The sequence below is a fragment of the Bacillus sp. LQ01 genome, from assembly GCF_057624735.1.
In genome coordinates, this window is sequence record NZ_JBYEZL010000002.1 from 1574997 (window position 1) to 1598119 (window position 23123).

Below are 23123 nucleotides of genomic sequence, written 5' to 3' on the forward strand. Positions count from 1 at the left end.
CATGGGGAGGAATCTCTGTGTCTTTTTTTATAAAAAAGGAAATGAGCTGTAGTGGTGGAAAATATAATTATAAATATATATAAATTAATGTTTTGTAGAAACTAAAGGAAAGGGGAAATAGAAGATGTTGAAATTACGAGGAAAATACAATGAAGCGAAAGTATATACTACGAATGTAGAAAAAATGGCAGCAGGTCAAATTATTGATCTTTGTAACCAAGAATTCGTAAAGGATAGCAAGATCCGTATTATGCCAGATACACATGCGGGCGCAGGTTGTACGATTGGGACAACAATGACAGTTCAAGATAAGATTGTTCCTAATTTAGTCGGGGTTAACTAATCGGCTCAGACTTTAAACTACTCACTCAATTGACTGGAAACCCTAACGATAAAAGACGAGGGCAATCAGCAGCCAGTGGTTATGGTGACATAATCGAATGGTTCAGAGACTTGCACCATGTTAGCAGACTAAGGTACAGAATTATTCCTCATCCATTTTGAGTTGAAGAGGAATAATTAATACGGTGAGCCTACAGTAGAGACTGCATATCTCGATGACTGTAGAGAAGGTATAGTCCACACTTTCAGGAAACTGGGAGGTAAGTACGATATTGGTTGTGGCATGGAGGTTGTTATAATTAATAAGAAAAAAGAGGAAATCAACTTCGATTACTTAGACGAAACGATACGTAAATTTGTCCCAAGTGGTTTTCGTATTCGAGATAAGGAACATAGATTTTCAAAAATGATTGATTTTGATAGTGTAAGAGCCCCGTTTACATTGCAACGTGCTCAAAAAAGTATTGGTACACTTGGCGGGGGCAATCATTTTGTCGAACTGAATGAGGATGATGAAGGAAATGTATACATTGTTATTCATAGTGGTTCGCGTAATTTAGGGAAACAAGTAGCAGAGTATTATCAAAACTTTGCTTACGAGCAACTTATAAACGTTAAATCTATTAAAGAAGAAATTATTGAGCGTTTAACGAAAGAAGGCAGACAACAAGAAATACATGAAGCTTTACGTGAAATTAAGAAACCGGTGATTCGTAAAGAATTAGCTTATTTAGAAGGACAAGGATTTAAAGATTACATGAATGATATGAAAATTGCACAAAAATATGCGGAGTTAAATCGTAAAGCAATGATTGATGAAATCGTCACTACAATGGATTGGAAAGTAACAGATCAATTCACTACAATCCATAACTACATCGATATGGACAATATGATTCTAAGAAAAGGTGCTATTTCAGCTCAGAAAGATGAACGAGTAATCATTCCAATCAATATGAGAGATGGTTCAATCATTGCATTTGGTAAAGGAAATCCAGATTGGAACTTTTCTGGCCCTCATGGAGCAGGGCGTATTATGAGTCGCAAGAAGGCGAAAGAAGTACTTAACTTAGAGGATTTTCAAAATACAATGACAGAGGTTTGGACTACATCTGTTGCAGAAAGTACTTTAGATGAAGCACCAATGGTATATAAGCCAATGGATGAAATTATTGAGAATACAAAAGAAACAATTGATATTAAACATATTATTAAGCCACTTTACAATTTTAAGGCTAATTAAAAGAGGAGTAACGTTTATTAAAGAAAGAGAACTTGAAAAGATAGCATATTTTGTGGCGGTTATATAACAGAGATTAAAAAGACAACATATTAAACTAAGAGATTCATCATATTCATTTACATTTATGTAATGTTAAAGACTAGAAAGCTAGATTGGCGCGAATTGCTAATTGTGGAGTGTGTAGAAAAGACAAAATCTCTTAAAAAACACTTAATTTTTTATTCCATTAATCTTTACAATCTCCCCTTATAATGTGAATTGGACAAGCACCTAAGAGAAAGCAGAATATGTCAGTTTGTACATTCTATTATTAGGGGGAGAATTTGTATGAAAAAGACAGTTGCTTCGTTAGCAGTTATGGCGGCATTATTACCGACATTTTCAGCACATGCGGAAGGGAAAGAGCAAGTTCGAAAATCAGCTACAACTTTTAATGTTATTAGTGACATTCAAGGTGATTTAGGAGATTTTGATCACGTATTAAAAGATATGAATAAAGTAACGCCACTTTCTAGAGCGCTTATTATGAATGGGGATATAACGCCGACTGGACAACAGTCACAATATGATGATATAAAGCGTGTGTTAAATAAAAATAAGCATCCAGAAAATGTATGGTCTACTGTTGGAAATCATGAGTTTTATGCTGGTAAATGGACAGCAGATGGGAAACTCTCTCAAAGTACATGGCCAAATGGTGTAACTGAGGAAACTTTATTTAACCGCTATCTGAAATTTAGTGGACAAGAAAAGGTATATCATAAAAAAGAATTAGATGGCTATCCACTTTTATTTTTAGGAACTGAAAAATATATGAAATACCACGATTCAAAAATGTGGGATGAAGTATATATGAGTGATGAGCAATTAGGTTGGTTAAAACAAAATTTAGAAGAGTATAGTCAAAAAGATAAAAATAAACCAATCTTTATTTTCTCTCATCACGTTTTACCTGATACAGTATCTGGATCAAGACAATCACCATATTTACAAGATTATTTAAACGTGGATAAATTGTACGATATATTAAAAGACTATCCGCAGGTCGTTTTCTTTACGAGTCATACGCATTGGGATTTAAACTTACCGGACTGGGCTGGTAAAAAGAAAATTGCAGGCGGAGATAAAAAAGGATTTACTGTTGTAAATACGGGCGGGATTGAAACGGGCTGGATGTCAGCAGGACCAAATGGAGGAGAGAAAACTGCTCCAGATGGCTATTCATTTAAACAAGGGTTACAAGTGAAAGCATATGGTAACGATGTAATTGTGACAGCTTACGATTACAAACGTGATAAGGATATAAAGAAGTTATTAATTAGTGATTCAAAAATTGCGCAGATGGCACCAAATGTAACGGCAGATGATAGTGAAAATATAATTGTCGGTGCAACTGAATATATGGAGTATTCTATAGAAGGAACGAATGAGTGGCATACGTATAGTAAAGCAAACCCTCCGAAATTTGATGGGGATAAAGTCGTATACGTACGCCATAAAGGTGAAATGAATTTAGAGCCGGGATTAACACAGTTACTTCGTTTTTCGGTAAATAAGTGATTGGAGGGAGTCTGCATTTGAATGTGTAGGCTCTTTTTTTGTTGATGAGAAAGGGGTTGCCTGTCTGTCGTTTTTTGTCGATAGATCGATATATTAAGAAAATCGTTGATATATTGCAAGTTACGATAGATATATTTGAAAAATCGTTGATATATTGAAAGGAATGAACGATATATTTAAAAAATCGTTGATATAAATTTCATGTACCGTAATTAAGTTAAAATCATTAATACGGTTTTACTTATCAAAATGAAATTCTAATACATTTTTAACCGAGAAAGATGACTTCACCATTTTTACGTGTAATAATAGTAACGTTACATATATTGTGAAAGAAGTACAAAAGGAGCGTTACAATGAATTTAGCTAAATTCCCGAGAAAAAAATATACAGAATCATATACACCAATTGAAAAGTTAAACAACTTTTCTGAAGCACTTGGTGGCCCGACTATTTATTTTAAACGAGATGATTTACTTGGTTTAACAGCTGGTGGCAATAAGACGAGAAAATTAGAATTTTTAGTTGCAGATGCACAGGAAAATGGTGCAGATACGTTAATTACAGCTGGTGGTATTCAGTCAAATCATTGCCGCCTGACACTGGCAGCTGCGGTAAAAGAAAAAATGAAATGTATCCTTGTATTAGAGGAAGGGCTTGAGCCAGAAGAGAAGAGAGACTTTAACGGAAACTATTTCTTATATCACTTATTAGGTGCTGAAAATGTCATTGTTGTACCGAACGGAGCAGATCTTATGGAAGAAATGCATAAAGTAGCACAAGAAGTAAGTGAAAAAGGTAATACACCATATGTAATTCCAGTTGGTGGATCAAACCCTACGGGTGCTATGGGATACGTTGCTTGTGCGCAAGAAATTATGGCGCAATCATTTGAGCAAGGAATTGATTTCAGTTCAGTTGTTTGTGTAAGTGGTAGCGGCGGTATGCATGCTGGTTTAGTTACTGGTTTTTCTGGAACACAAAGCCATATTCCTGTAATCGGGATTAACGTAAGTAGAGGAAAAGCTGAGCAAGAAGAGAAAGTAGCAAAACTTGTAGATGAAACTTCAGCACATGTTGGTATTCCAAACTTTATCTCGCGCGACGCTGTTACGTGCTTTGATGAATATGTAGGACCAGGCTATGCGTTACCAACGCCGGAAATGGTAGAGGCAGTTCAGTTACTTGCGAAAACAGAAGGTATTTTACTTGATCCAGTGTATACAGGTAAGGCAGTAGCGGGATTAATCGACTTAATTAGAAAAGATAAATTTAATAAGGAAGACAATATTTTATTCGTACATTCAGGTGGTTCACCAGCTTTATATGCGAATACTTCTTTATTTGCGTAAGTGTAAAAAGCATTGGGTATCCAATGCTTTTTTGTTATATACTGGAATTGTCGAGAGGTGGGAGGATTATATGAACTCAAATTTAAAATGGATTATATATACGGTACTCGGCATTTCTATTCTATTAATCTTATTTGTGGCTTATGGGGTGTATTCGTATTTTATATTTTAAAAGCGTAATGGAAGTGAACCATAATGTAATGTATGTTATAGTTTGATATGTTAATTACTTACAATACTTTCTACAAGGAGAATACATAATGAGAGCAAAGAAACTAGTAACGTTAGCAGTTCCATTTATGCTGTTAGTCGGATGCGAGGTAGGAGATAAAGATTCTACTCATAAGACTGAGCAAACTAGTAAAGCAATAACGAAAACAGTAATTTCTGAACAACAGTATCCGTACTACATATGTGAGCAAGTGGTAGAGTTCCAATTTAAGAAGGATGAACTGTTACTAAACTTAGGAGAATCCTTAAAGGACAAAGAAAAAGCAAAAGCTGTTTTAAAAACATCAAACGAGATAGATAAAATTTTAGACAATATGGAACACATAAAAGTACCTGATACATACAAAGACATTCACAAATCCATACAAGAAGGGGTAACAGAGGCAAGAAAAGCAACGAAGTTAATTAAGGATGCTGGTAAAGAAGATAAACAGAAGATTCAAGAAGCTACAATGAAAGGTACTGAATTTTTATCAGGTGTAGACGGAGAGCATTGGAAAAAAGCAATTTATGAGTTATCACAGGAAAACAAAGATGCTTATAGTAAGGCACTTGATAAGAAAGTAAAGGAGCACTCAAAGTAAAACAGTAACTTGTAACAATACATATCCATCTAAAATTTCCGCGAATGCTATGCTAGGAAGTTAGGTGGGAGATTACTGTCCTTAAATGTGGCTGATTAAAGCTACAGCCACATTCTCCTGTTCTAATTAACTAAAAGAAGAACTTCCCCATCCCGATTAGACTACTGATCATTCCTATTCCACTCATGGTACCTTTTCCTGCTGTAAGTAAGTTTCCAAGCATTCCTAGCTGACCGTTACCTCCGTTATTTCCCCATCCCATTGGGGCCCACGGACCACCCCATCCTGGAGGGTTTCCCAAAACACCCGAGTTATTGGTATTGAAATGAAAAGGCTTGGCTGGCGGCGATAGTAAAGCTGCAAGATGACCTTGTGCGAACATCCCTGTATGATTGAATGGTTGCGCCCAGGGGAAGGGAGGTTTTTGAAAATTAAAACCTGCATGACTTGGTAATGGAGTCCAATTAGCAGGATGACCTTGGGGCATTATCCCTGCATAATTAATTGGCTGCCCCCAAGAGAAGAGAGGGGGATGGGGATTGAACCCCGTATAATTGGCTGATGAATCCCAACTAACTGGATAGACTCGGTAACTCCAATTCTCAGGAATCTTCAAATCATTCATTACCTCAGATGTAGTTATTTCGGGCTGTGAATATAATGAAATTTGGTTAGTATATTGTTCCCCGTTTCCCTTTGAATTCAAATACCAATATTGGTCCATACGCTTATTCTCCTCACTTTAAAAATGTAATGTTAGACTTAGCCTATGTAATATTCCTTTTTATGGATGGTTACATAACTAGATCTACAAGCCTGTATTTAAAGGAATGGGTGCGTAGTCTTTTTGATTTTTCTCGCTGCCTGTAAAATTCCCATTGATGTAAAGTTTCACTTTATTTTAGAAGGGGATTTTCAGTTGCTTCTTTTTTGTATTTCAGCCTAATTTAAATTCCGTTAACAAACATTTTTATAAAGGTTTAATCAACAAAAAGATTTTAAAATGGTATGTTGAGCAAGTGGAATTGCTAAAAAGAGAATATCCATTCGAAGAGTTTGGCAAAATACTGTAAGGGTAATGTTTTCTTGTGCAAATATGTAAACGATTTAAACGAATCAATGAAATTTATAATGAAGGGGCAATTAAATATATGAGTGAAACATTACATAAAAGAAAACCACCATATGTAATGCTTGTAATCCTTTTTATTGGGGCATTTGTTTCATTTCTAAATAACTCCCTTTTAAATGTAGCCTTGCCATCAATAATGAAAGATTTAAACATTCAAGATTATTCAACGATCCAGTGGCTTTCTACAGGGTATATGCTTGTAAGTGGTATATTAATTCCGGCCTCAGCATTTTTAATAACGCGTTTCTCGAATAGGAGCCTATTTATTACATCTATGGTGATTTTTATTCTTGGTACTGCCTTAGCGGCTGTAGCACCTAACTTTGGTTTATTACTTACTGGTCGGATGGTTCAAGCGGCAGGCTCTTCAGTTATGGGACCTTTGTTAATGAATATTATGCTAGTAAGCTTTCCAAGAGAAAAAAGGGGAACAGCAATGGGGATTTTTGGACTAGTTATGATTACAGCTCCAGCAATTGGGCCGACACTATCAGGTTATATTGTAGAGTATTATGACTGGCGTTTGCTTTTTGAAATGATTTTACCGTTAGCAATCATTAGCTTACTGTTAGGGATTTGGAAATCTGAGAATGTCATGAAACAAAACAAAAATGCAAAACTTGATTATCTCTCATTACTATTATCTTCTGTCGGTTTTGGCGGTTTGTTATATGGATTCAGTTCTGCAAGCTCCGATGGTTGGACAAATAAAGTTGTCTTAACAACTTTAATCATAGGCGCTATTGCCCTAATTGCTTTCATTATTCGTCAATTAAAAATGGATGAGCCGTTATTGGATTTACGTGTTTACAAGTACCCAATGTTTGCACTTGCGTCTGTAATTGCAATTGTTAACGCGGTGGCCATGTTTTCGGGTATGATTTTAACACCAGCTTATGTACAAAACGTCCGTGGTATTTCGCCGCTGAGCTCTGGGCTGATGATGCTTCCAGGTGCGGTTATAATGGGGATTATGTCACCAATTACAGGTAAACTATTTGATAAATATGGTCCTCGGATTCTTGGCATAGTAGGGCTTTCCATTACAGCTGTTTCAACTTATATGTTGGCAAGTCTGCAAATTGACTCTAGTCACACACATATTATTCTTATCTACACACTGCGGATGTTTGGGATGGCGATGGTTATGATGCCACTTATGACAAATGGTCTTAATCAATTGCCAACTCGCTTAAACCCGCACGGTACAGCTGTTAATAATACGGCTCAACAAGTGTCCGGTTCGATTGGTACTGCTATTCTTGTTACGATTATGAACTCTGTAACAAAAACAAAAGCTGAAAGTTTAATGTCTCATATAGATCCAACAACCTTTACAGAAACTACGAAGGCAATAGTAACTCAGAAGGCTTTATTATCTGGAATTCAATATTCGTTTTATGTAGCGCTTGGCATGAATGTTGTTGCACTACTATTAGTTTTTTTCGTTAAACGTGTAGATACAAGTGCGGAAGCTGTCGAGAAGCTAAATCGGTAGAGAAAAATAAAACGCTTGATAATGATTCCTACAAGTTTTTTGCTGCTAAGGCGCCGGTATTTAAAGCTGGAAAAGAACTAAAAGAAGCAGGGAAATAATTATATAGTAAAAGAGGACCTGATGTTCATATCAGGTCCTCTTTCATTAGTAACACGGTATACTTGCTTATCGTATTGGTTTAACTAAACTACTGATTTTTCGAATACTACAATCTTAAGCTCGTCAACTTCTCTATTTTTGGGGTGTTTTAGAAGAAAATGAATCAAAATAATCGTTTTTATAAACAAATACAAGAGATGAGATCCGTTTGCAATTTCTCATAAACATTACAAGTTTAGATTATCTTTTAACACCAACATTAAAAGGCTCCAACTATATTTATTCGCTTCATTTTAATTTAGTATTTTTCTACAAGTTATAAATCTAATTGCCAAGCTTATACGTAATATCATAATCATGAATAGTTAGGGAAAAGATAAAATAAGGTAATCAATTACATATCTTTATCCCAGGCGATTAGTTGCTATTTCCTCTTTATTAAATGGGATATGTTATTTCATGCTTTTTTGAAAGGGTGTTTTAAATGGAAAAAAAAGTATCTGCCATTCCTCAGCCGAAAACATATGGACCGCTGGGTAATCTCCCATTAATCGATAAAGATAAACCGACCCTATCCTTTATCAAGATAGCGGAAGAGTATGGTCCCATTTTTCAAATTCAAACTTTAAGTGATACCATAATTGTCGTTTCCGGACATGAACTGGTAGCAGAAGTCTGTGACGAAACACGGTTCGATAAAAGTATAGAGGGTGCTTTAGCAAAAGTTCGCGCCTTTGCTGGGGACGGATTATTTACTAGCGAGACTCACGAGCCTAACTGGAAAAAAGCCCATAATATTTTGATGCCTACATTTAGCCAACGGGCAATGAAAGATTACCATGCCATGATGGTCGATATTGCTGTACAACTCGTTCAAAAATGGGCACGGCTTAATCCGAATGAAAACGTAGATGTTCCGGAGGATATGACTCGTCTTACGTTAGATACAATTGGTCTATGTGGTTTTAATTACCGATTCAATAGCTTTTATCGTGAGACACCTCATCCTTTTATTACTAGCATGACCCGTGCTCTAGATGAGGCGATGCACCAATTGCAGCGGTTGGATATAGAAGACAAACTTATGTGGAGAACGAAACGTCAATTTCAGCATGATATCCAATCTATGTTTTCTTTAGTAGATAATATTATTGCTGAACGTAAAAGTAGTGGAGATCAGGAAGAAAATGATTTACTTTCCCGTATGTTAAATGTGTCAGATCCGGAAACTGGTGAAAAATTAGATGATGAAAACATTCGTTTCCAAATTATCACTTTTTTAATAGCTGGGCATGAGACAACAAGTGGATTGTTATCTTTTGCAATTTACTTTTTATTAAAGAATCCGGATAAATTGAAAAAAGCCTATGAAGAAGTAGACCGTGTTTTGACAGATCCTACTCCAACATACCAACAAGTTATGAAACTGAAGTATATACGGATGATTTTAAATGAATCACTGCGTCTATGGCCTACCGCTCCAGCATTCAGTCTCTATGCAAAAGAAGATACAGTGATTGGCGGGAAATACCCAATTAAGAAAGGAGAAGATCGTATTTCTGTTCTTATTCCACAGCTACATAGGGATAAAGATGCATGGGGAGACAATGTGGAAGAATTCCAACCTGAACGATTTGAAGAGCTGGATAAGGTTCCTCATCATGCTTATAAGCCATTTGGAAATGGCCAGAGAGCATGTATCGGTATGCAATTTGCACTTCATGAAGCCACTCTTGTAATGGGAATGCTTCTTCAACATTTTGAATTAATCGATTATCAAAACTATCAGCTGGACGTAAAACAAACATTAACGCTAAAGCCCGGTGATTTTAAGATTAGGATTCTACCCCGAAAACAAACTATTAGCCATCCTACTGCTCTTCCACCTACAGAGGACAAGCTGAAAAACCATGAAATTAAGCAACACGTCCAGAAGACACCTTCTATTATTGGGGCCGATAATCTTTCGCTTCTTGTTCTGTATGGCTCGGATACAGGGGTAGCAGAAGGTATTGCAAGAGAATTAGCGGATACAGCTAGTTTAGAAGGGGTTCAAACGGAAGTGGTAGCTCTTAACGATCGAATTGGAAGTTTGCCAAAAGAAGGAGCGGTACTTATTGTGACTTCTTCTTATAATGGAAAACCACCAAGTAATGCAGGGCAGTTTGTGCAATGGTTGGAGGAACTAAAACCGGATGAGCTAAAAGGTGTTCAATACGCAGTTTTTGGTTGTGGAGATCATAATTGGGCTAGTACCTATCAACGGATTCCAAGGTACATTGATGAGCAGATGGCTCAAAAAGGAGCAACAAGATTTTCTAAACGCGGAGAAGCAGATGCAAGTGGTGATTTCGAGGAACAGCTTGAGCAATGGAAACAAAGTATGTGGTCTGATGCAATGAAGGCATTTGGATTGGAGCTCAACAAAAATATGGAAAAAGAGCGCAGTACTTTGAGTTTGCAATTTGTCAGTCGTCTTGGAGGATCTCCTCTTGCACGAACATATGAAGCAGTTTATGCATCTATACTAGAAAATCGTGAACTCCAATCATCCAGTAGTGATAGAAGTACACGACATATCGAGGTATCCTTGCCAGAAGGCGCTACATATAAAGAAGGAGACCACCTTGGAGTGTTGCCAGTTAATAGCGAGAAAAATATCAACCGAATTTTAAAACGTTTTGGATTAAATGGGAAGGATCAAGTTATACTGAGTGCAAGTGGACGAAGTATAAATCACATACCTTTAGACAGTCCTGTTAGTTTATTGGACCTTCTTAGTTATAGTGTTGAAGTTCAAGAAGCAGCCACTCGAGCACAAATACGAGAAATGGTAACATTCACAGCATGTCCTCCTCATAAAAAAGAATTGGAAGCATTATTAGAAGAAGGAGTTTACCATGAACAAATACTAAAGAAACGGATTTCAATGTTGGACCTTCTTGAAAAGTATGAGGCTTGTGAAATCCGATTTGAACGCTTTTTAGAACTTCTTCCTGCGCTCAAACCGCGTTACTATTCTATTTCAAGCTCTCCACTCGTTGCACAGAATCGTCTGAGCATTACGGTCGGTGTTGTTAATGCGCCTGCATGGAGTGGGGAAGGGACATATGAAGGAGTCGCTTCTAATTACTTAGCTCAGCGTCATAATAAAGATGAGATTATCTGTTTCATTCGAACGCCACAATCAAACTTTGAATTACCTAAAGATCCAGAAACACCAATTATTATGGTTGGGCCAGGTACTGGAATTGCACCATTCCGTGGATTCTTGCAAGCGCGTCGTGTTCAAAAGCAAAAAGGTATTAACTTAGGAGAAGCACATCTATATTTTGGTTGTCGTCATCCTGAAAAAGATTATCTTTATCGTACAGAACTAGAAAATGATGAAAGAGATGGATTAATCTCTTTACACACAGCTTTTTCTCGTCTAGAGGGACATCCAAAAACATATGTGCAGCATTTAATAAAACAAGATAGAATCAATTTAATTTCGTTATTAGATAATGGAGCTCATCTTTATATATGTGGTGATGGAAGTAAAATGGCTCCGGATGTAGAAGATACCCTTTGTCAAGCGTATCAAGAAATTCATGAAGTCAGTGAACAAGAAGCAAGAAATTGGTTGGATCGTGTGCAAGATGAAGGGCGATATGGAAAAGATGTTTGGGCTGGTATATGACTGTTTCTTAATTAGATACATATTAACTAATGAACTTCTTTCGAATAAATTTCACTTTATTAGTATAGTGTATTTAGATGAATAGTGATTAACCGGACTATTTAGTATCTACTAAATAAAAAACAGGACCTGATATGCATCTATCAGGTCCTGTTTCACATAGACATTATACATCGATATTTTCCACGCATTATCAATGTTTGTAATGTAGTTAGCCTTTTGAGTCAGCTATAAAATCAGATATTATTTTTTCAATATCGAAAGGAGTAATCCCTTTATCCAAAGAAAAAATGCTTTCTGCTTCTTCGATGTCTTGAACGAGTTCACCTCTAGCTTCAATATGTAATCGGAACAAGTCATATAAATTCGGTTTAACTAAATTAGTTAAAGCCTTCCCAACTAGTATCATACCTTTTTGATTAGCCTCGATGGTATTATCATAAGTTAGATCTCTCGTAAGAGACAAATCTGTCCAAATCAATTTTCGTTCCTTTAAGTCTAAAATAACTGGAATAGAGATTTGGGTGTCGGCAGTAATATCCACTTTATCTTGAACAGTAGAAGGTTCAAATATTTCACCTGAACCAGGATATTGACGAACCATCCAACCAGTAAAGCATTCTGGTAAATCTTTATACGGTTGGTCTGTGTAAGAAAGCAAAGTCATTACTACATAGCGTGCACCATATTTCAGCACAGACGGAATATCGAAATCAATGAATTCAGATGCCCCCTTTGGTGCAGAAGTAATATCTCCGCTATGGTAGGCTTTGAAATTTTTTGAACGTAAGTTCGTGAAGGATACATGTTCTTTGTATTGCCAATCTTCGTCGTACATTGCAGCAGATAAATCAATGTCAACACGTCCTGTATGTTGTCCATTCACATAGCCTTCTTTCCACCATAGGAAAAAACGAATCGTATCTCCTTCTGGCAAATCTACTTTACTTCCTCGAGATAATGTGCGAAGCGCTTTGCTGGCTGAACGTTGAGAGAAGGGAACTAAGTGATTTTTTAACTGTTCATCCAAAAATACTTTTCCGAGACTTGGAAGTTCTGCGAAGCGATTTTTTAAAGTATCTTCACACATTTTTACAATCATTAAACAAATATCCTCTGAGATAAATGGAAGTGTATTTTCAATACCTATAGCTTTTGCTACATTTCCCTTTGGAAAAAAGGTACGAAATTCATTTTTATCATTTCGATGCTTAAAATGAGCCGTGAGTTGAAGTAATACAGGAGTAGAAACGTTTCCTATTATACTTAGAAAATCTTCGAGAATATTGAAAACATCTGTTGACTTATCACTACATAAACGGATTAAATGATCCAAGCGTCTGGCAAATTCCCCTGGGCGAGTTTTTAAAAGATTTTTCGCTGTCATGATATCACGATTCAACAAAGCTGCTTCTATTTTCCCATTAAATGTTTCAACTTTAATGTTGTTGCGAAGAATCTCAAATGCTCGGTGGGTTTTTGGGAAACGAGTATGATATTCTGCTGGATGAAGAATTTCACCTAAACGAATCCAACGTTTTTTGTATCGAAGCATATCTTCGGTAATGTTTCCGCATTGCTCTAACAAACCTAAAAGGAAGCGTCTTTCTGCTCGGTTAAACTTCTTGAATCGGACGGAGGATGCTAAACTCACATCGCCTTCAGATAAAGCAACTGCAAGGCGAAGAACATCAGTTGCTGTTTTAAAATACTTTGCAGCAGCATCGGCTGATATTTTTCTGTTTATTAATAAAACCCCAATTATAAAAGACATATTTTCCTTATGAGGAATTACATTAGGTAGAAAACAGGAAACATCTTCAGTGTGTGTAATAGCCCATTCTACATCCGTCTTATCAGTTGAGGAAATAGAGCTGTTTGCACTAATCAATTGAGAAATCATTTGATTGAAATCTTCTTCACTTCCTAAGTCAATAACTTTCAAATCAACTCTATCTAAAAGAGGGAGTCGTTCTTCTACTTTTGATACAGGTAGACGCAACGTCACATAATGAATAATGGCATTAATGTATAAATCAGCGTCACTTAAATCCATCATTTGTTGCGGAAAGTTTGGATACATAGGAGTAAACTGAATATGTGCTCCAACCATTTCTTTTAAATGTTTTACCAACTCTTTGTAAAACGATGTGAATGCATCAACCGAAAGGGTTTGCAACTCTTCTATTAAAGGCTCGGAAAAAGTAAATCCTAAACTTTCCAAGTTTTTTAAAACAGTGGCTAAATAAATGTTCGGTAGTTTATTTTCTTCTCTTTTTATAATTACTTTCAAACTTCTTCTTATGTAAATAGAATTTTTCATGAGAACGCCAGCTATTCACGCCTTATAAAAGAGGGGAATAGTCTGACTGTCCTCCTTTCAGTGGTAGATTTTTATTTTTATATGTATAAACACACTAATTGTAGAAAAATGCACAGAGGGTACATAGCTATTTTTTAGTGAAAAATTAGGGGTATAACATTTAGTTGTTAAGTGGTAATTTGTTAATTAAGAAAAGAAAACCTCTACATCAATGGTTGATAAACTAAAGTTTATTCAATCCTAAAGAAGAAAGAGGTTTTATAGTCTAATTATTTTTCATAGGGAATTGACAACTCTAAAACAATTTGAAATTTCTACAAAGAAGGAAGAATTGTCATAGCCTATGTGTTTAGCAGGAAAGTAACATCCCTATTTCGCCAAAGAAGTTAGAAGGAAGGAACGTCATAGCCTGCTTTATTAGTATATTCTCTTGCGAAGAGCAATTCAAGTATACTGTCTGATTTTTTATATTTTTCTTAAAGGGGAATTTTCATGATTATCCCGCATTAACGGGCAGCCAGATTGGTGAGGGTGGTTAAAGTTTCACTTTATAAATAGGGAGACCATCACATGCCCTTTTTATAATACTATTACGGGAGGATTTTTATTTTTGATATATTATACCATTTATTTAATGGTATAATATGGTATGCGTTCTGTGGAATGGAGGTGAATGAGTATTATAAATACAAAAGGTGAAATTAAAAAAACGAAAAGAAAAGTATTACTAACTATACTTACTATGTTAGTAATTATAATTGGATTTGGATATTGGAAACTTTTTAGTTTGCAAGGTGTTCCAAAAGGGGAATTAATTCGAACAGTGAAATCTCCAGATGGAAAATATCTCATCAAGACTTATTTTCATAATGCAGGATCATTAAGTGCGGATGCTGTTAGGGGTGAATTAGTTAACCTTGATACAGATTCAGAGAAAAATATATATTGGAACTATCCAGATACAGATCCATATATTGAATGGGTAAATAAGAATATTGTTAGAATTGGAGATCAAACTTTAGATGTTTCACAGAAAGAAACCTATGATTGGCGTGATGACGATAAGCACGTTAAAGAAATGCCTAAACAGTTTATTAGATAAAATAAGAAAAATTAAATTTATTTAATCTTATTCGTTTAACTATAGATAGGATTATATGAGTGAAAAAGTCCATTTAGATTTTCTAAATGGACTTTTTTAGGTTTCTAGATACGACTACTGATAAAAATGGAACAAACTTGTTATTTAGGTTGTCTATTAAGTATACGTATAAAACAGGGGTTCATGATAGTTCACTCATTTTATGAAAAGTGAGATGCAAGAGAGTGATATCCGATACACTCTTTAATTGTATCGATATGTATAACACCTAAAAAAACATATATTCTTGAAAGAGGTTGAAAATGTATGATAGTCTTAAACAAGTTTTTTAACATTTTACATTACAAAAAGATGGTACCTGTAGTATTTCTTTCATGTGCAACGCTTATAGGCTGTTCCGATGGTAATACTCAATCTGAATTACCTAAACAAACGAAACAAACAAATCAAATCAAACAAGAAATTACTGGTAATGATTCTTTTGTTAAACTTGAAAAAGAATTTGATGCTAAACTCGGTATTTATGCATTGGACACTGATACGAATCAAACCGTTACTTATCAATCAGATGAACGGTTTGCATACGCATCTACCCACAAAGCTTTAGCTGTGGGAGTACTTTTACAAAAGAAATCAATAGAAGATCTAAATCAAAGAGTTTTGTATACCCGTGAAGATCTTGTTAATTACAATCCAATTACAGAAAAGTATGTTGATAGTGGTATGACCCTGAAAGAGCTTGCAGATGCTTCTCTTCGATATAGTGATAATACTGCACAAAATCTTATTCTTAAACAATTAGGTGGACCTAGTGAATTCAAAAAATCACTAAGAGAAGTAGGAGACACCGTTACAAATCCTGAACGTTTTGAACCAGAATTAAACGAAGTGCCTCCAGGAGACGTACGTGATACTAGTACCCCAAAGGCATTAGCTACTAGTCTTCAGGCTTTTACGCTAGGAGATGTACTTTCAACTGAGAAACGGGATTTATTAATAGATTGGATGAAAAGGAATACTACCGGAGACAACTTAATTCGTGCCGGAGTTCCAGGAGGATGGGAAGTAGCTGATAAGACTGGCTCGGGATCTTATGGAACCAGAAATGATATCGCAATTATTTGGCCACCAAATAAAAAACCAATTGTTCTTGCGATACTTTCTAATCATGATAAAGAGGATGCTAAATACGATGATAAGCTTATTGCAGAAGCAACCAAGATAGTGTTAGATGCTTTAAAAGTGACAAATAAATAATAATAGTAACTAGTTATTATTATTTTCCCGGTTTTTCGTCACAATATTGTGAGTCATGATTTTGCTAGCGGACTAATGTTTATGGGGTTCTTCGTTGGAGTTGCATTTTTAGCAACGATGGCAAGTTGCTTAATGTTTAAAGTTCTGTCGGGAGCATCAAAAGATGTGGCACGTTATCAAACGTTTCGTAAAATTGTTGTCCGCCGAGAATTATTAACAAACTCAATCTATAAAGAGTTATACTTCATATTTTTATTCCCAGCAATTGTCGGGATTACTCATATATTATTTGGTATGAACATGTTTAGTCCTATTTTACTCAATCTGTACTCTCGTATTTGGTTACCACTTGTTATTTTTGTAGTAATTTACTCGATTTATTACTTGATTACAGTTCAATTATATAAAGGAATTGTACTCTCGAAAAAAAGATCAATGTAATGATGTTATTCATAAAGAATGATAGATAATCCTTTTTGGAAAGAACAATTAAGAGAGAGATAACATTAATTATCGACTGTATCGAAAGTGAAATCACTTCTTTACAGAAGGAGATGGAGAATTAAGTCAATCGAATGAATATTATAGCCTGCTAATATCCCAGAGTATGTTATAAATAATATTGCCACTTGGGTGCAAGGAAGATTGAAATGAAATTAGCAACCATATTTTTAAATAGTTATTTTCAGAGGCAACAAGTGTATTAGGGAGGGGGCATTTGGCTTAGAGGAATCTTCATGTGAAAAGACCTGAAACAGCCTTCCCTATAGCAATAATAAAGATGTCTAATTTCTAATATAGAAAATAACAGCGTTGCTACATTCAATATGTAGCAACGCTATTTAAATTTTTTAAACAGGGTTAAATTTTTCAAGAAATTTACCTATAAAAAATGATATCCAATTAAATTCATAAGTTTATCCTCTATGTATTTTGTAACTACATTTCATCTTGCTGTAAAGAAACAAAAAAACACTTTTTTATTCAATAATTCCAATTTCTAGAGCCCTTTGAACAGCTTCTTCTTTGTTACGGACTCCTAGCTTTGTATAAGCTGTGGAAGCATAATTTCTGACCGTACCATTCGATAAATATAACCTTGATGCTATGGTAGTGTATCGAAGTCCCTTTGCTACTAGCTGCAATATTTCTATCTCCCTAGCTGTTAGCTCATAAGCGGCTGCTTTTGATTGTGGTGTCTCTTTTTGCTCATCGAACTTCTCAAATATTTTGTGAGACATTCCCTGATCAATCAGTGTTCCACCTTTGTGAATAAGTCGGATCGTATTAGCTAGCTCCAACGTTTCAATAGATTTAAGTAAAAAGCCATCCGCACCGTTGCGAAGTGATTCCAACGCCTGTTCGGTATCCTGAAACGTTGTGAAAATTAATACGCGGATATGTGGCCATTGTTGTTTGATTTTTTTTGTTGCTTCGACTCCATCCATGTGCTGCATATCTAAATCCATAAGTATAACATGGGGTTGAAGGCGCCCACACAAATCGATGGCTTCATTGCCATCTTCAGCTAAACCGACTACATTTAAATCTTCATATCTATCGAGTAGTGTCCTCAAACTTTCCCGAACAAATGGCTGATCGTCTACAATTAACAAACGAATAAGTCCATTTTTTATTTCAGTTTGTCGCGGTATGGTGCATGTAACAAGCATTCCTTCCTCTGGCTTTGTATATACAGACAAATGACCTTGCAAGTTCATTGCCCGTTCTTTCATCGCATTCATACCGAAGCCTTCCTGCCATTCTACATTTCCTTTTCCATTATCTTGAACTTCTAACCTCGTATATTGTTGTTCAAACTGCAATGAAACTATAATTTCAGTCCCTTGACCATGACGTACTGCATTCGTAAGGGACTCCTGTAAGCAACGAACGAATGTGATCTTCGCTTGCCGAGATAGTTGATATTCCTCTCCGAATGTCCTAAAACTTACATTTACCTGAGCGTGCTCCTGAAATTCGGCTCCAAGATTTTGTAGAGATTGAATCAAGGAAGGAGATTGACATGGAGAATCCATTTGATGTAGGTAACCTCTCACGTCCTCGATGCTTTTCCGTCCCATTTCAAGCAGAGAATCTAGCCTCTGTATACCCATTTCAGTAGCAAGTTCGGTGCGCAACGTTTCCATCCCCATAATAATAGAAGTATAAGCGTGACCAACTGTATCATGAAGCTCGCTCGACAGCCTGTTCCGTTCTTCTGCCAGTGTAATACGTTCAATCTGAGACATATATTGCTCAAGTACTGCGTTTTGTTTACGAATTGCTTCATTTTGCTTATGATTGACGATTAATAAATGGAAAGCGAAGCCCATTACATAAGCAAGTCCATAGTAGGTAACCATAATCCAATAGTTATTACTTGGCGCAAGCGCATAGAAAATTCCAGTTGTTATAAAAACTGTTATTGGAGCTGTCCAATAATAGGATAAATGCTTACTATTCGCAGCAATTAGAAACACTGATATAAGAAATGTGTTGTAAGCTTCCGGGAATAATGAGGTTAAATATATACATAGTCCACCATATAGCAGTATGTCTGTGAACAAATAATATTTATAATTGAATAGTAAGGCTACCCATGGAATAGAGAAGGCAATAATTTCCCAAAGAATAATAATCCAAAGCGGCAATGTTATACTATCCTGAAAATCGAATGTGGTTATGGCGATAGAGACACTAATAAGTATACGGACTCCTAACATAATCCAATCGTACCAAAACCAATACTTAACTATATCTAACAAGTCATTTACCCCCTAAATAGCCAACCTTTTTACTTCCTATATTATAAATTAATCCTTCATACATTGTTGTACTTTTTAATTTTACGCTGTAATTCTCTCATAGAAGGCAAACTTCTATCGATTTAGTTGCCGAATCATGCTACGGGTATAGCCCCCAATTTTCTTTGTCAAACGTTCTACTATTCTACTACTTATGGCGGTAAATACTATACCCATAAACATTACAAAGAGTGACTTGGCAAAAGTATCTATCTGTATGAAAATAATATTCATTTCAATGTAGCGATACAGTAGTGGTGCCAACAGGAACATAAGTGGCATTACATAAAAAATGGTTGCACAAATGATACTAAAAATGCCAATCACAAATTTCTGCATTAACCAAAAGACAGCAGACCAAGTACGACAATCTGTAAGCACTAATTTCACCTGAGCCCAGTTTGATGTATCCATTTTTATACTTCTATCATAAGTGTCGGTCGAAATATCTGTATAAATTTTCGTCTGTATGCGCTCGAATTGGATAAAAGGTGTCGTAGTCTGTAGTACGCGTATAACTAGTGGAATCCCAATTACCGTAAATGAAAGGGTGAAACTGAATAGCAGAGCTATTAGATAAAAACAAAAATAAAACAACCCTGTAACGAAAGTTAGTAATAAAAAATAACCATTCTGGATGAATCTTGATTTCATAAAGTTCTCGCTCCTATCTATGTAATAACCGAATTGTACTGCTTTTTTTGTCATTCTCACTAGTGTAAAAGTGTCATATGACATTTTTAAATGATGATAAAAAGGGGAGAGTAACCTACTTCTGGTTAAAAAAGATGCTTATATGAATCACCACAAAACAATCCCGTTCTTGCATCTGCAAGAACGGGATTGTTTTGTACTTTTATTTAATATGAGATGGACTTGTTTTTCGAATATGAAAAATAATATCAAATTGCTCAAGCAATGACGTATCAAAGTATGCCAATTGGTTCGGTAAGAGTCGTGCCCCTATACTTAGTAATGGTCTTTTTGTTTTAACCCATTTTTCTGCCGGTCCTTTAAGGTGACGGTTATCCAATAAAAACATTTTATATGGTACTTTTCCAAGGGTATAATTGAAACTATTTACATTTTGTGGAATCGGATCTGTTATAATCTTATCTCCGGTGTCGTTGTATAAGGTGAAATTCCCCTCCGTAGTTGTACTGCCAATTGTGACATAATTATTGTCTAAACGTTCCTTCAAATTATGCCCGGCAACATAAGGGTATAATTCCTCATCGAAAATTCCTTTAGCTATATGAACATTGTGTCCCCATACCATCGTTTTACCACCCAATGTCTCTTGTGCCCACATTACATGATCGGCCAAGTATTGCTCATGTAGCTTTAACATACTTGGATAGTCGTTAGGAATTAGCATTGTTGTATATTTCTCTATTGCACTTGCCGTTGCTTTGGCCCAGATGTATTCGGGTGAAGCTATTTCTGTGTTGGTTTGCCCATTCTCATCTTTTAGTAATTGGGCTACTCTCTCAGCGTTTGCTTTGAACTTTTCCTTTATTTCAGGAGCAAGGTCCATATATTCCTGTAAACCTCCATTAAAAGCCGACAATTCTTTATAATTTTCTTCTACTTCTGCCAGCAAATCTGGTCGATGCAGCCATACATAATCAATTACTTTATTAAAGCAGCCTTGGTCCAACTCCTTTAAGTCGAGCCCAATAAATTGGATCTTTTTTTTATGGGATGGATTAGCATTATAATCTTTCATCCACTCAATCATGGCTATAATTTCATCAGTAGGATATAACAAGTTTAAAAATTCTCTAGGGTTTCCTTTTCCTGTTTGGATATATTCATTTAGTTTTAAGCCGTTACCCCAATCTTCTTCTATTGTGAAATTTGTAAAACCCATCTCAGTAACCAAATATTTCACAAGCCGAAACTTCATAGTGAAAATTTCAGAGCTTCCATGAGTAGTCTCTCCTAATCCTACATATTGTGCGCTCCCAATCATTTTCTTAAGTGGTTTTAAATCCTCAAATGATTTTGACGGCTCTATCGTTTTTAATGGGTAAGCCTGTGATTGTATTGATTTAACTATATTTTTTTGTATTGATTGATCTGAATTTTCGACTGCTACTGTTTGAGCCTTTCCTACTTCTACATATCCTGTGACTAATAAAGCTGTACTAACCATTGCAATTATTCTTTTCTTATTCATTTTTTTCACCTCAATTAAATTATTTGTAAAAGCAAGATTGATTCATTGTACTTGCACGAATCAATTGCCTTAATTCAATTGTTATCTATCCCATATCATATTTTCTAGTTACATATTGTCATAAGGTTAATTGACACAGGTCATAGACTAATCATTACACTTTTGTACTATCCGCTATGACAACTTATAAATAATAATTACATTGATGAGTCGTAAGTAAGACTAGATTATAAATTGGGGAGGGATTTTAAAGATGAATGAATTTGTATACAAAAATATTTTTATTCTAAGTTGTGTCTGTGGAAATGACAAGAAGTATATTCGATAAACAAGTGAATTATAGGGGAAGGGCGGATTAAAATGATATTACACGCAAAATCGTTCCACAATAAAGATAAAATCCAACGTGCTAAAATAGGACTTCAACTTTTTCTGAGTATCTTAATCATTACTTCAATTATCCTAAATGTAGTAGTAATAATTACGAAAAGTATGCCACTTATTGTGGTATATATGTTTACCCCAGCATTATCTTCTATTTTGACTCGCATAATACTGAAAGAAGGGTTTAAAGATGTATCTTTTAGTCTCGGTAACTTAAAGATATGGAAAGGGATTGGTTTTGCTCTGCTAATCCCTATGATTATTTGTGGAATTACTTATTCTATCGCCTGGTCGAGCGGAATTGCGGGGTTTCAGTATCCCGAAGTTGGTATGTTTATTTTAGAACCGATCTACAATATGCTTGGGCTTCAGTATGTAACGGCACCATTCAGCTTCATTTATCTAGTAGTATTGAGCGGCATTTTCGGAAGTTTGCTTGGCTTAATCCCAGCTTTGGGAGAAGAAATGGGTTGGCGAGGTTATATGCTCACAAGGCTAGTCGATGCAGAGTTTTCACGGCCCATCCTTATTAGTGGATTGATTTGGGCAACGTGGCATGTTCCAATAGTTATTGCTGGTCTATATGTAGCGGGACCATCTGTCGTTCTTTCAGTACTTGGTATCTATCTTTGTATTGTACCATTCGGTTATATTATAGCTTATTTACGACTTATCACAGGTAGCATTTGGCCTTCGGTTATCATCCATGCTACTTGGAATGCCATTATTCAAGGACCTTTCACACGTGCAAGTACAGGGTATCAAACTGAGATTTGGATTGGAGAATCTGGCTTGATAACCGCTAGTATTATCTTGATTACTGCAATAATTACGTCTCGAATCGTAAATTTTACTAAATAGCATACGGATGTGTTTTAAATTCAATTAGTGAAATATGACGAGGCGAAATAAGATGCTCCTAAAAATATTAGAAAAAATCTAGTTGAACAGACTCTTACTTCATCTTAGGCTGCTGGATATGTGGGGGACATCAAGCTAAGAAAATAAACTTGGTTGCCATAAAAAACATAATGTTTTCATTTAAAGGCTATGAGATGAAATTTCATCATCTTCATCAAGTTTGACCTTCAGGAAATAAAAACTTAAACGATTATACAAATACTCTAACTGAAAAAACGATAGTCCTTCTACATTTTAGATAGAAGGACTATCGTTTATTTTTTTGACAAAATTAGGAGGTGATGTTCATAAAATGGATAATATAATTCGTATTTGCGTAAAGAGAAAAAGTTTTCCAAAGAAGATGTAGTTAATTTCCTTGGTATAACGGTTGATTGAAATTTCATTTTATAACTTGTAAAGGGCTGTGCAATGCATCGTACTA

At 35.5% G+C, this 23123-nt stretch carries 14 protein-coding genes and 3 pseudogenes; 12 read left to right on the forward strand and 5 right to left on the reverse strand.

Annotation, left to right across the window (positions count from 1 at the left end; all coding sequences use genetic code 11):
* Positions 1 to 124: 124 nt before the first annotated feature.
* The 5 genes and pseudogenes from AC22L0_RS20505 to AC22L0_RS20525 form a co-directional block, all read left to right on the forward strand.
* Positions 125 to 340 (forward strand): annotated as a pseudogene (locus AC22L0_RS20505) (RtcB family protein); the annotation flags it as partial.
* A 285-nt stretch (positions 341 to 625) separates the two neighbouring features.
* Positions 626 to 1585 carry an RtcB family protein gene (locus tag AC22L0_RS20510; protein WP_016111591.1) on the forward strand — a complete coding sequence of 320 codons (960 nt, stop codon included), beginning with the start codon at positions 626 to 628 and terminating at the stop codon, positions 1583 to 1585.
* Positions 1586 to 1912: 327 nt separating this feature from the next.
* Complete coding sequence (locus AC22L0_RS20515; protein ID WP_087964944.1) at positions 1913 to 3145, forward strand: DUF4073 domain-containing protein; 1233 nt, start codon at positions 1913 to 1915, stop codon at positions 3143 to 3145.
* A 356-nt stretch (positions 3146 to 3501) separates the two neighbouring features.
* Positions 3502 to 4497: a D-cysteate sulfo-lyase gene (cuyA, locus tag AC22L0_RS20520; RefSeq protein ID WP_001046619.1), complete on the forward strand. Its 996-nt coding sequence runs from the start codon at positions 3502 to 3504 to the stop codon at positions 4495 to 4497.
* A gap of 260 nt (positions 4498 to 4757) precedes the next feature.
* On the forward strand, positions 4758 to 5312 hold the full coding sequence (locus AC22L0_RS20525; protein ID WP_001201801.1) for a hypothetical protein: 555 nt from the start codon (positions 4758 to 4760) through the stop codon (positions 5310 to 5312).
* A gap of 130 nt (positions 5313 to 5442) precedes the next feature.
* Here the strand turns inward: AC22L0_RS20525 and AC22L0_RS20530 are convergent, their stop codons facing one another.
* Positions 5443 to 6036, reverse strand: a complete 594-nt coding sequence (locus tag AC22L0_RS20530; protein WP_487272427.1) for a hypothetical protein — start codon at positions 6034 to 6036, stop codon at positions 5443 to 5445.
* A gap of 427 nt (positions 6037 to 6463) precedes the next feature.
* Here AC22L0_RS20530 and AC22L0_RS20535 point away from each other — a divergent pair, with 427 nt between their 5' ends.
* Together AC22L0_RS20535 and cypD are read left to right on the forward strand one after the other, a co-directional pair.
* Entirely contained in the window at positions 6464 to 7942 is a 1479-nt protein-coding gene (locus tag AC22L0_RS20535; protein WP_000005138.1) for a DHA2 family efflux MFS transporter permease subunit, read from the forward strand.
* 583 nt (positions 7943 to 8525) lie between these two features.
* Positions 8526 to 11723 (forward strand): bifunctional P-450/NADPH--P450 reductase, encoded by a 3198-nt coding sequence (cypD, locus tag AC22L0_RS20540; RefSeq protein ID WP_000412774.1) that lies wholly within the window; start codon positions 8526 to 8528, stop codon positions 11721 to 11723.
* A gap of 211 nt (positions 11724 to 11934) precedes the next feature.
* Here cypD and AC22L0_RS20545 read toward each other — a convergent pair whose 3' ends face one another.
* Positions 11935 to 14046: a TerD family protein gene (locus AC22L0_RS20545; protein ID WP_000798027.1), complete on the reverse strand. Its 2112-nt coding sequence runs from the start codon at positions 14044 to 14046 to the stop codon at positions 11935 to 11937.
* A 673-nt stretch (positions 14047 to 14719) separates the two neighbouring features.
* Between AC22L0_RS20545 and AC22L0_RS20550 the strand changes: the two genes are divergently transcribed.
* The 4 genes and pseudogenes from AC22L0_RS20550 to AC22L0_RS20565 all read left to right on the forward strand — a co-directional run.
* Entirely contained in the window at positions 14720 to 15148 is a 429-nt protein-coding gene (locus tag AC22L0_RS20550; protein WP_000022542.1) for a DUF5412 domain-containing protein, read from the forward strand.
* A 306-nt stretch (positions 15149 to 15454) separates the two neighbouring features.
* Positions 15455 to 16405 (forward strand): class A beta-lactamase, encoded by a 951-nt coding sequence (gene bla, locus AC22L0_RS20555; protein WP_000636458.1) that lies wholly within the window; start codon positions 15455 to 15457, stop codon positions 16403 to 16405.
* 45 nt (positions 16406 to 16450) lie between these two features.
* A pseudogene (locus AC22L0_RS20560) lies at positions 16451 to 16846 on the forward strand (ABC transporter permease); the annotation flags it as partial.
* A 21-nt stretch (positions 16847 to 16867) separates the two neighbouring features.
* Positions 16868 to 17059 (forward strand): annotated as a pseudogene (locus tag AC22L0_RS20565) (alpha/beta hydrolase); the annotation flags it as partial.
* A gap of 326 nt (positions 17060 to 17385) precedes the next feature.
* On the opposite strand, the gene AC22L0_RS20570 reads toward AC22L0_RS20565, so the two are convergent.
* The 3 genes from AC22L0_RS20570 to AC22L0_RS20580 form a co-directional block, all read right to left on the reverse strand.
* Positions 17386 to 19173, reverse strand: coding sequence for a helix-turn-helix transcriptional regulator (locus AC22L0_RS20570; protein ID WP_087964938.1), 1788 nt, complete (start codon positions 19171 to 19173; stop codon positions 17386 to 17388).
* A gap of 114 nt (positions 19174 to 19287) precedes the next feature.
* Complete coding sequence (locus tag AC22L0_RS20575) at positions 19288 to 19866, reverse strand: sensor domain-containing protein (RefSeq protein WP_087964936.1); 579 nt, start codon at positions 19864 to 19866, stop codon at positions 19288 to 19290.
* A gap of 202 nt (positions 19867 to 20068) precedes the next feature.
* Positions 20069 to 21394, reverse strand: a complete 1326-nt coding sequence (locus AC22L0_RS20580; RefSeq protein WP_487272428.1) for an erythromycin esterase family protein — start codon at positions 21392 to 21394, stop codon at positions 20069 to 20071.
* Positions 21395 to 21754: 360 nt separating this feature from the next.
* Between AC22L0_RS20580 and AC22L0_RS20585 the strand changes: the two genes are divergently transcribed.
* Complete coding sequence (locus tag AC22L0_RS20585) at positions 21755 to 22639, forward strand: CPBP family intramembrane glutamic endopeptidase (protein WP_000600470.1); 885 nt, start codon at positions 21755 to 21757, stop codon at positions 22637 to 22639.
* The last annotated feature ends 484 nt before the right edge of the window (positions 22640 to 23123 follow it).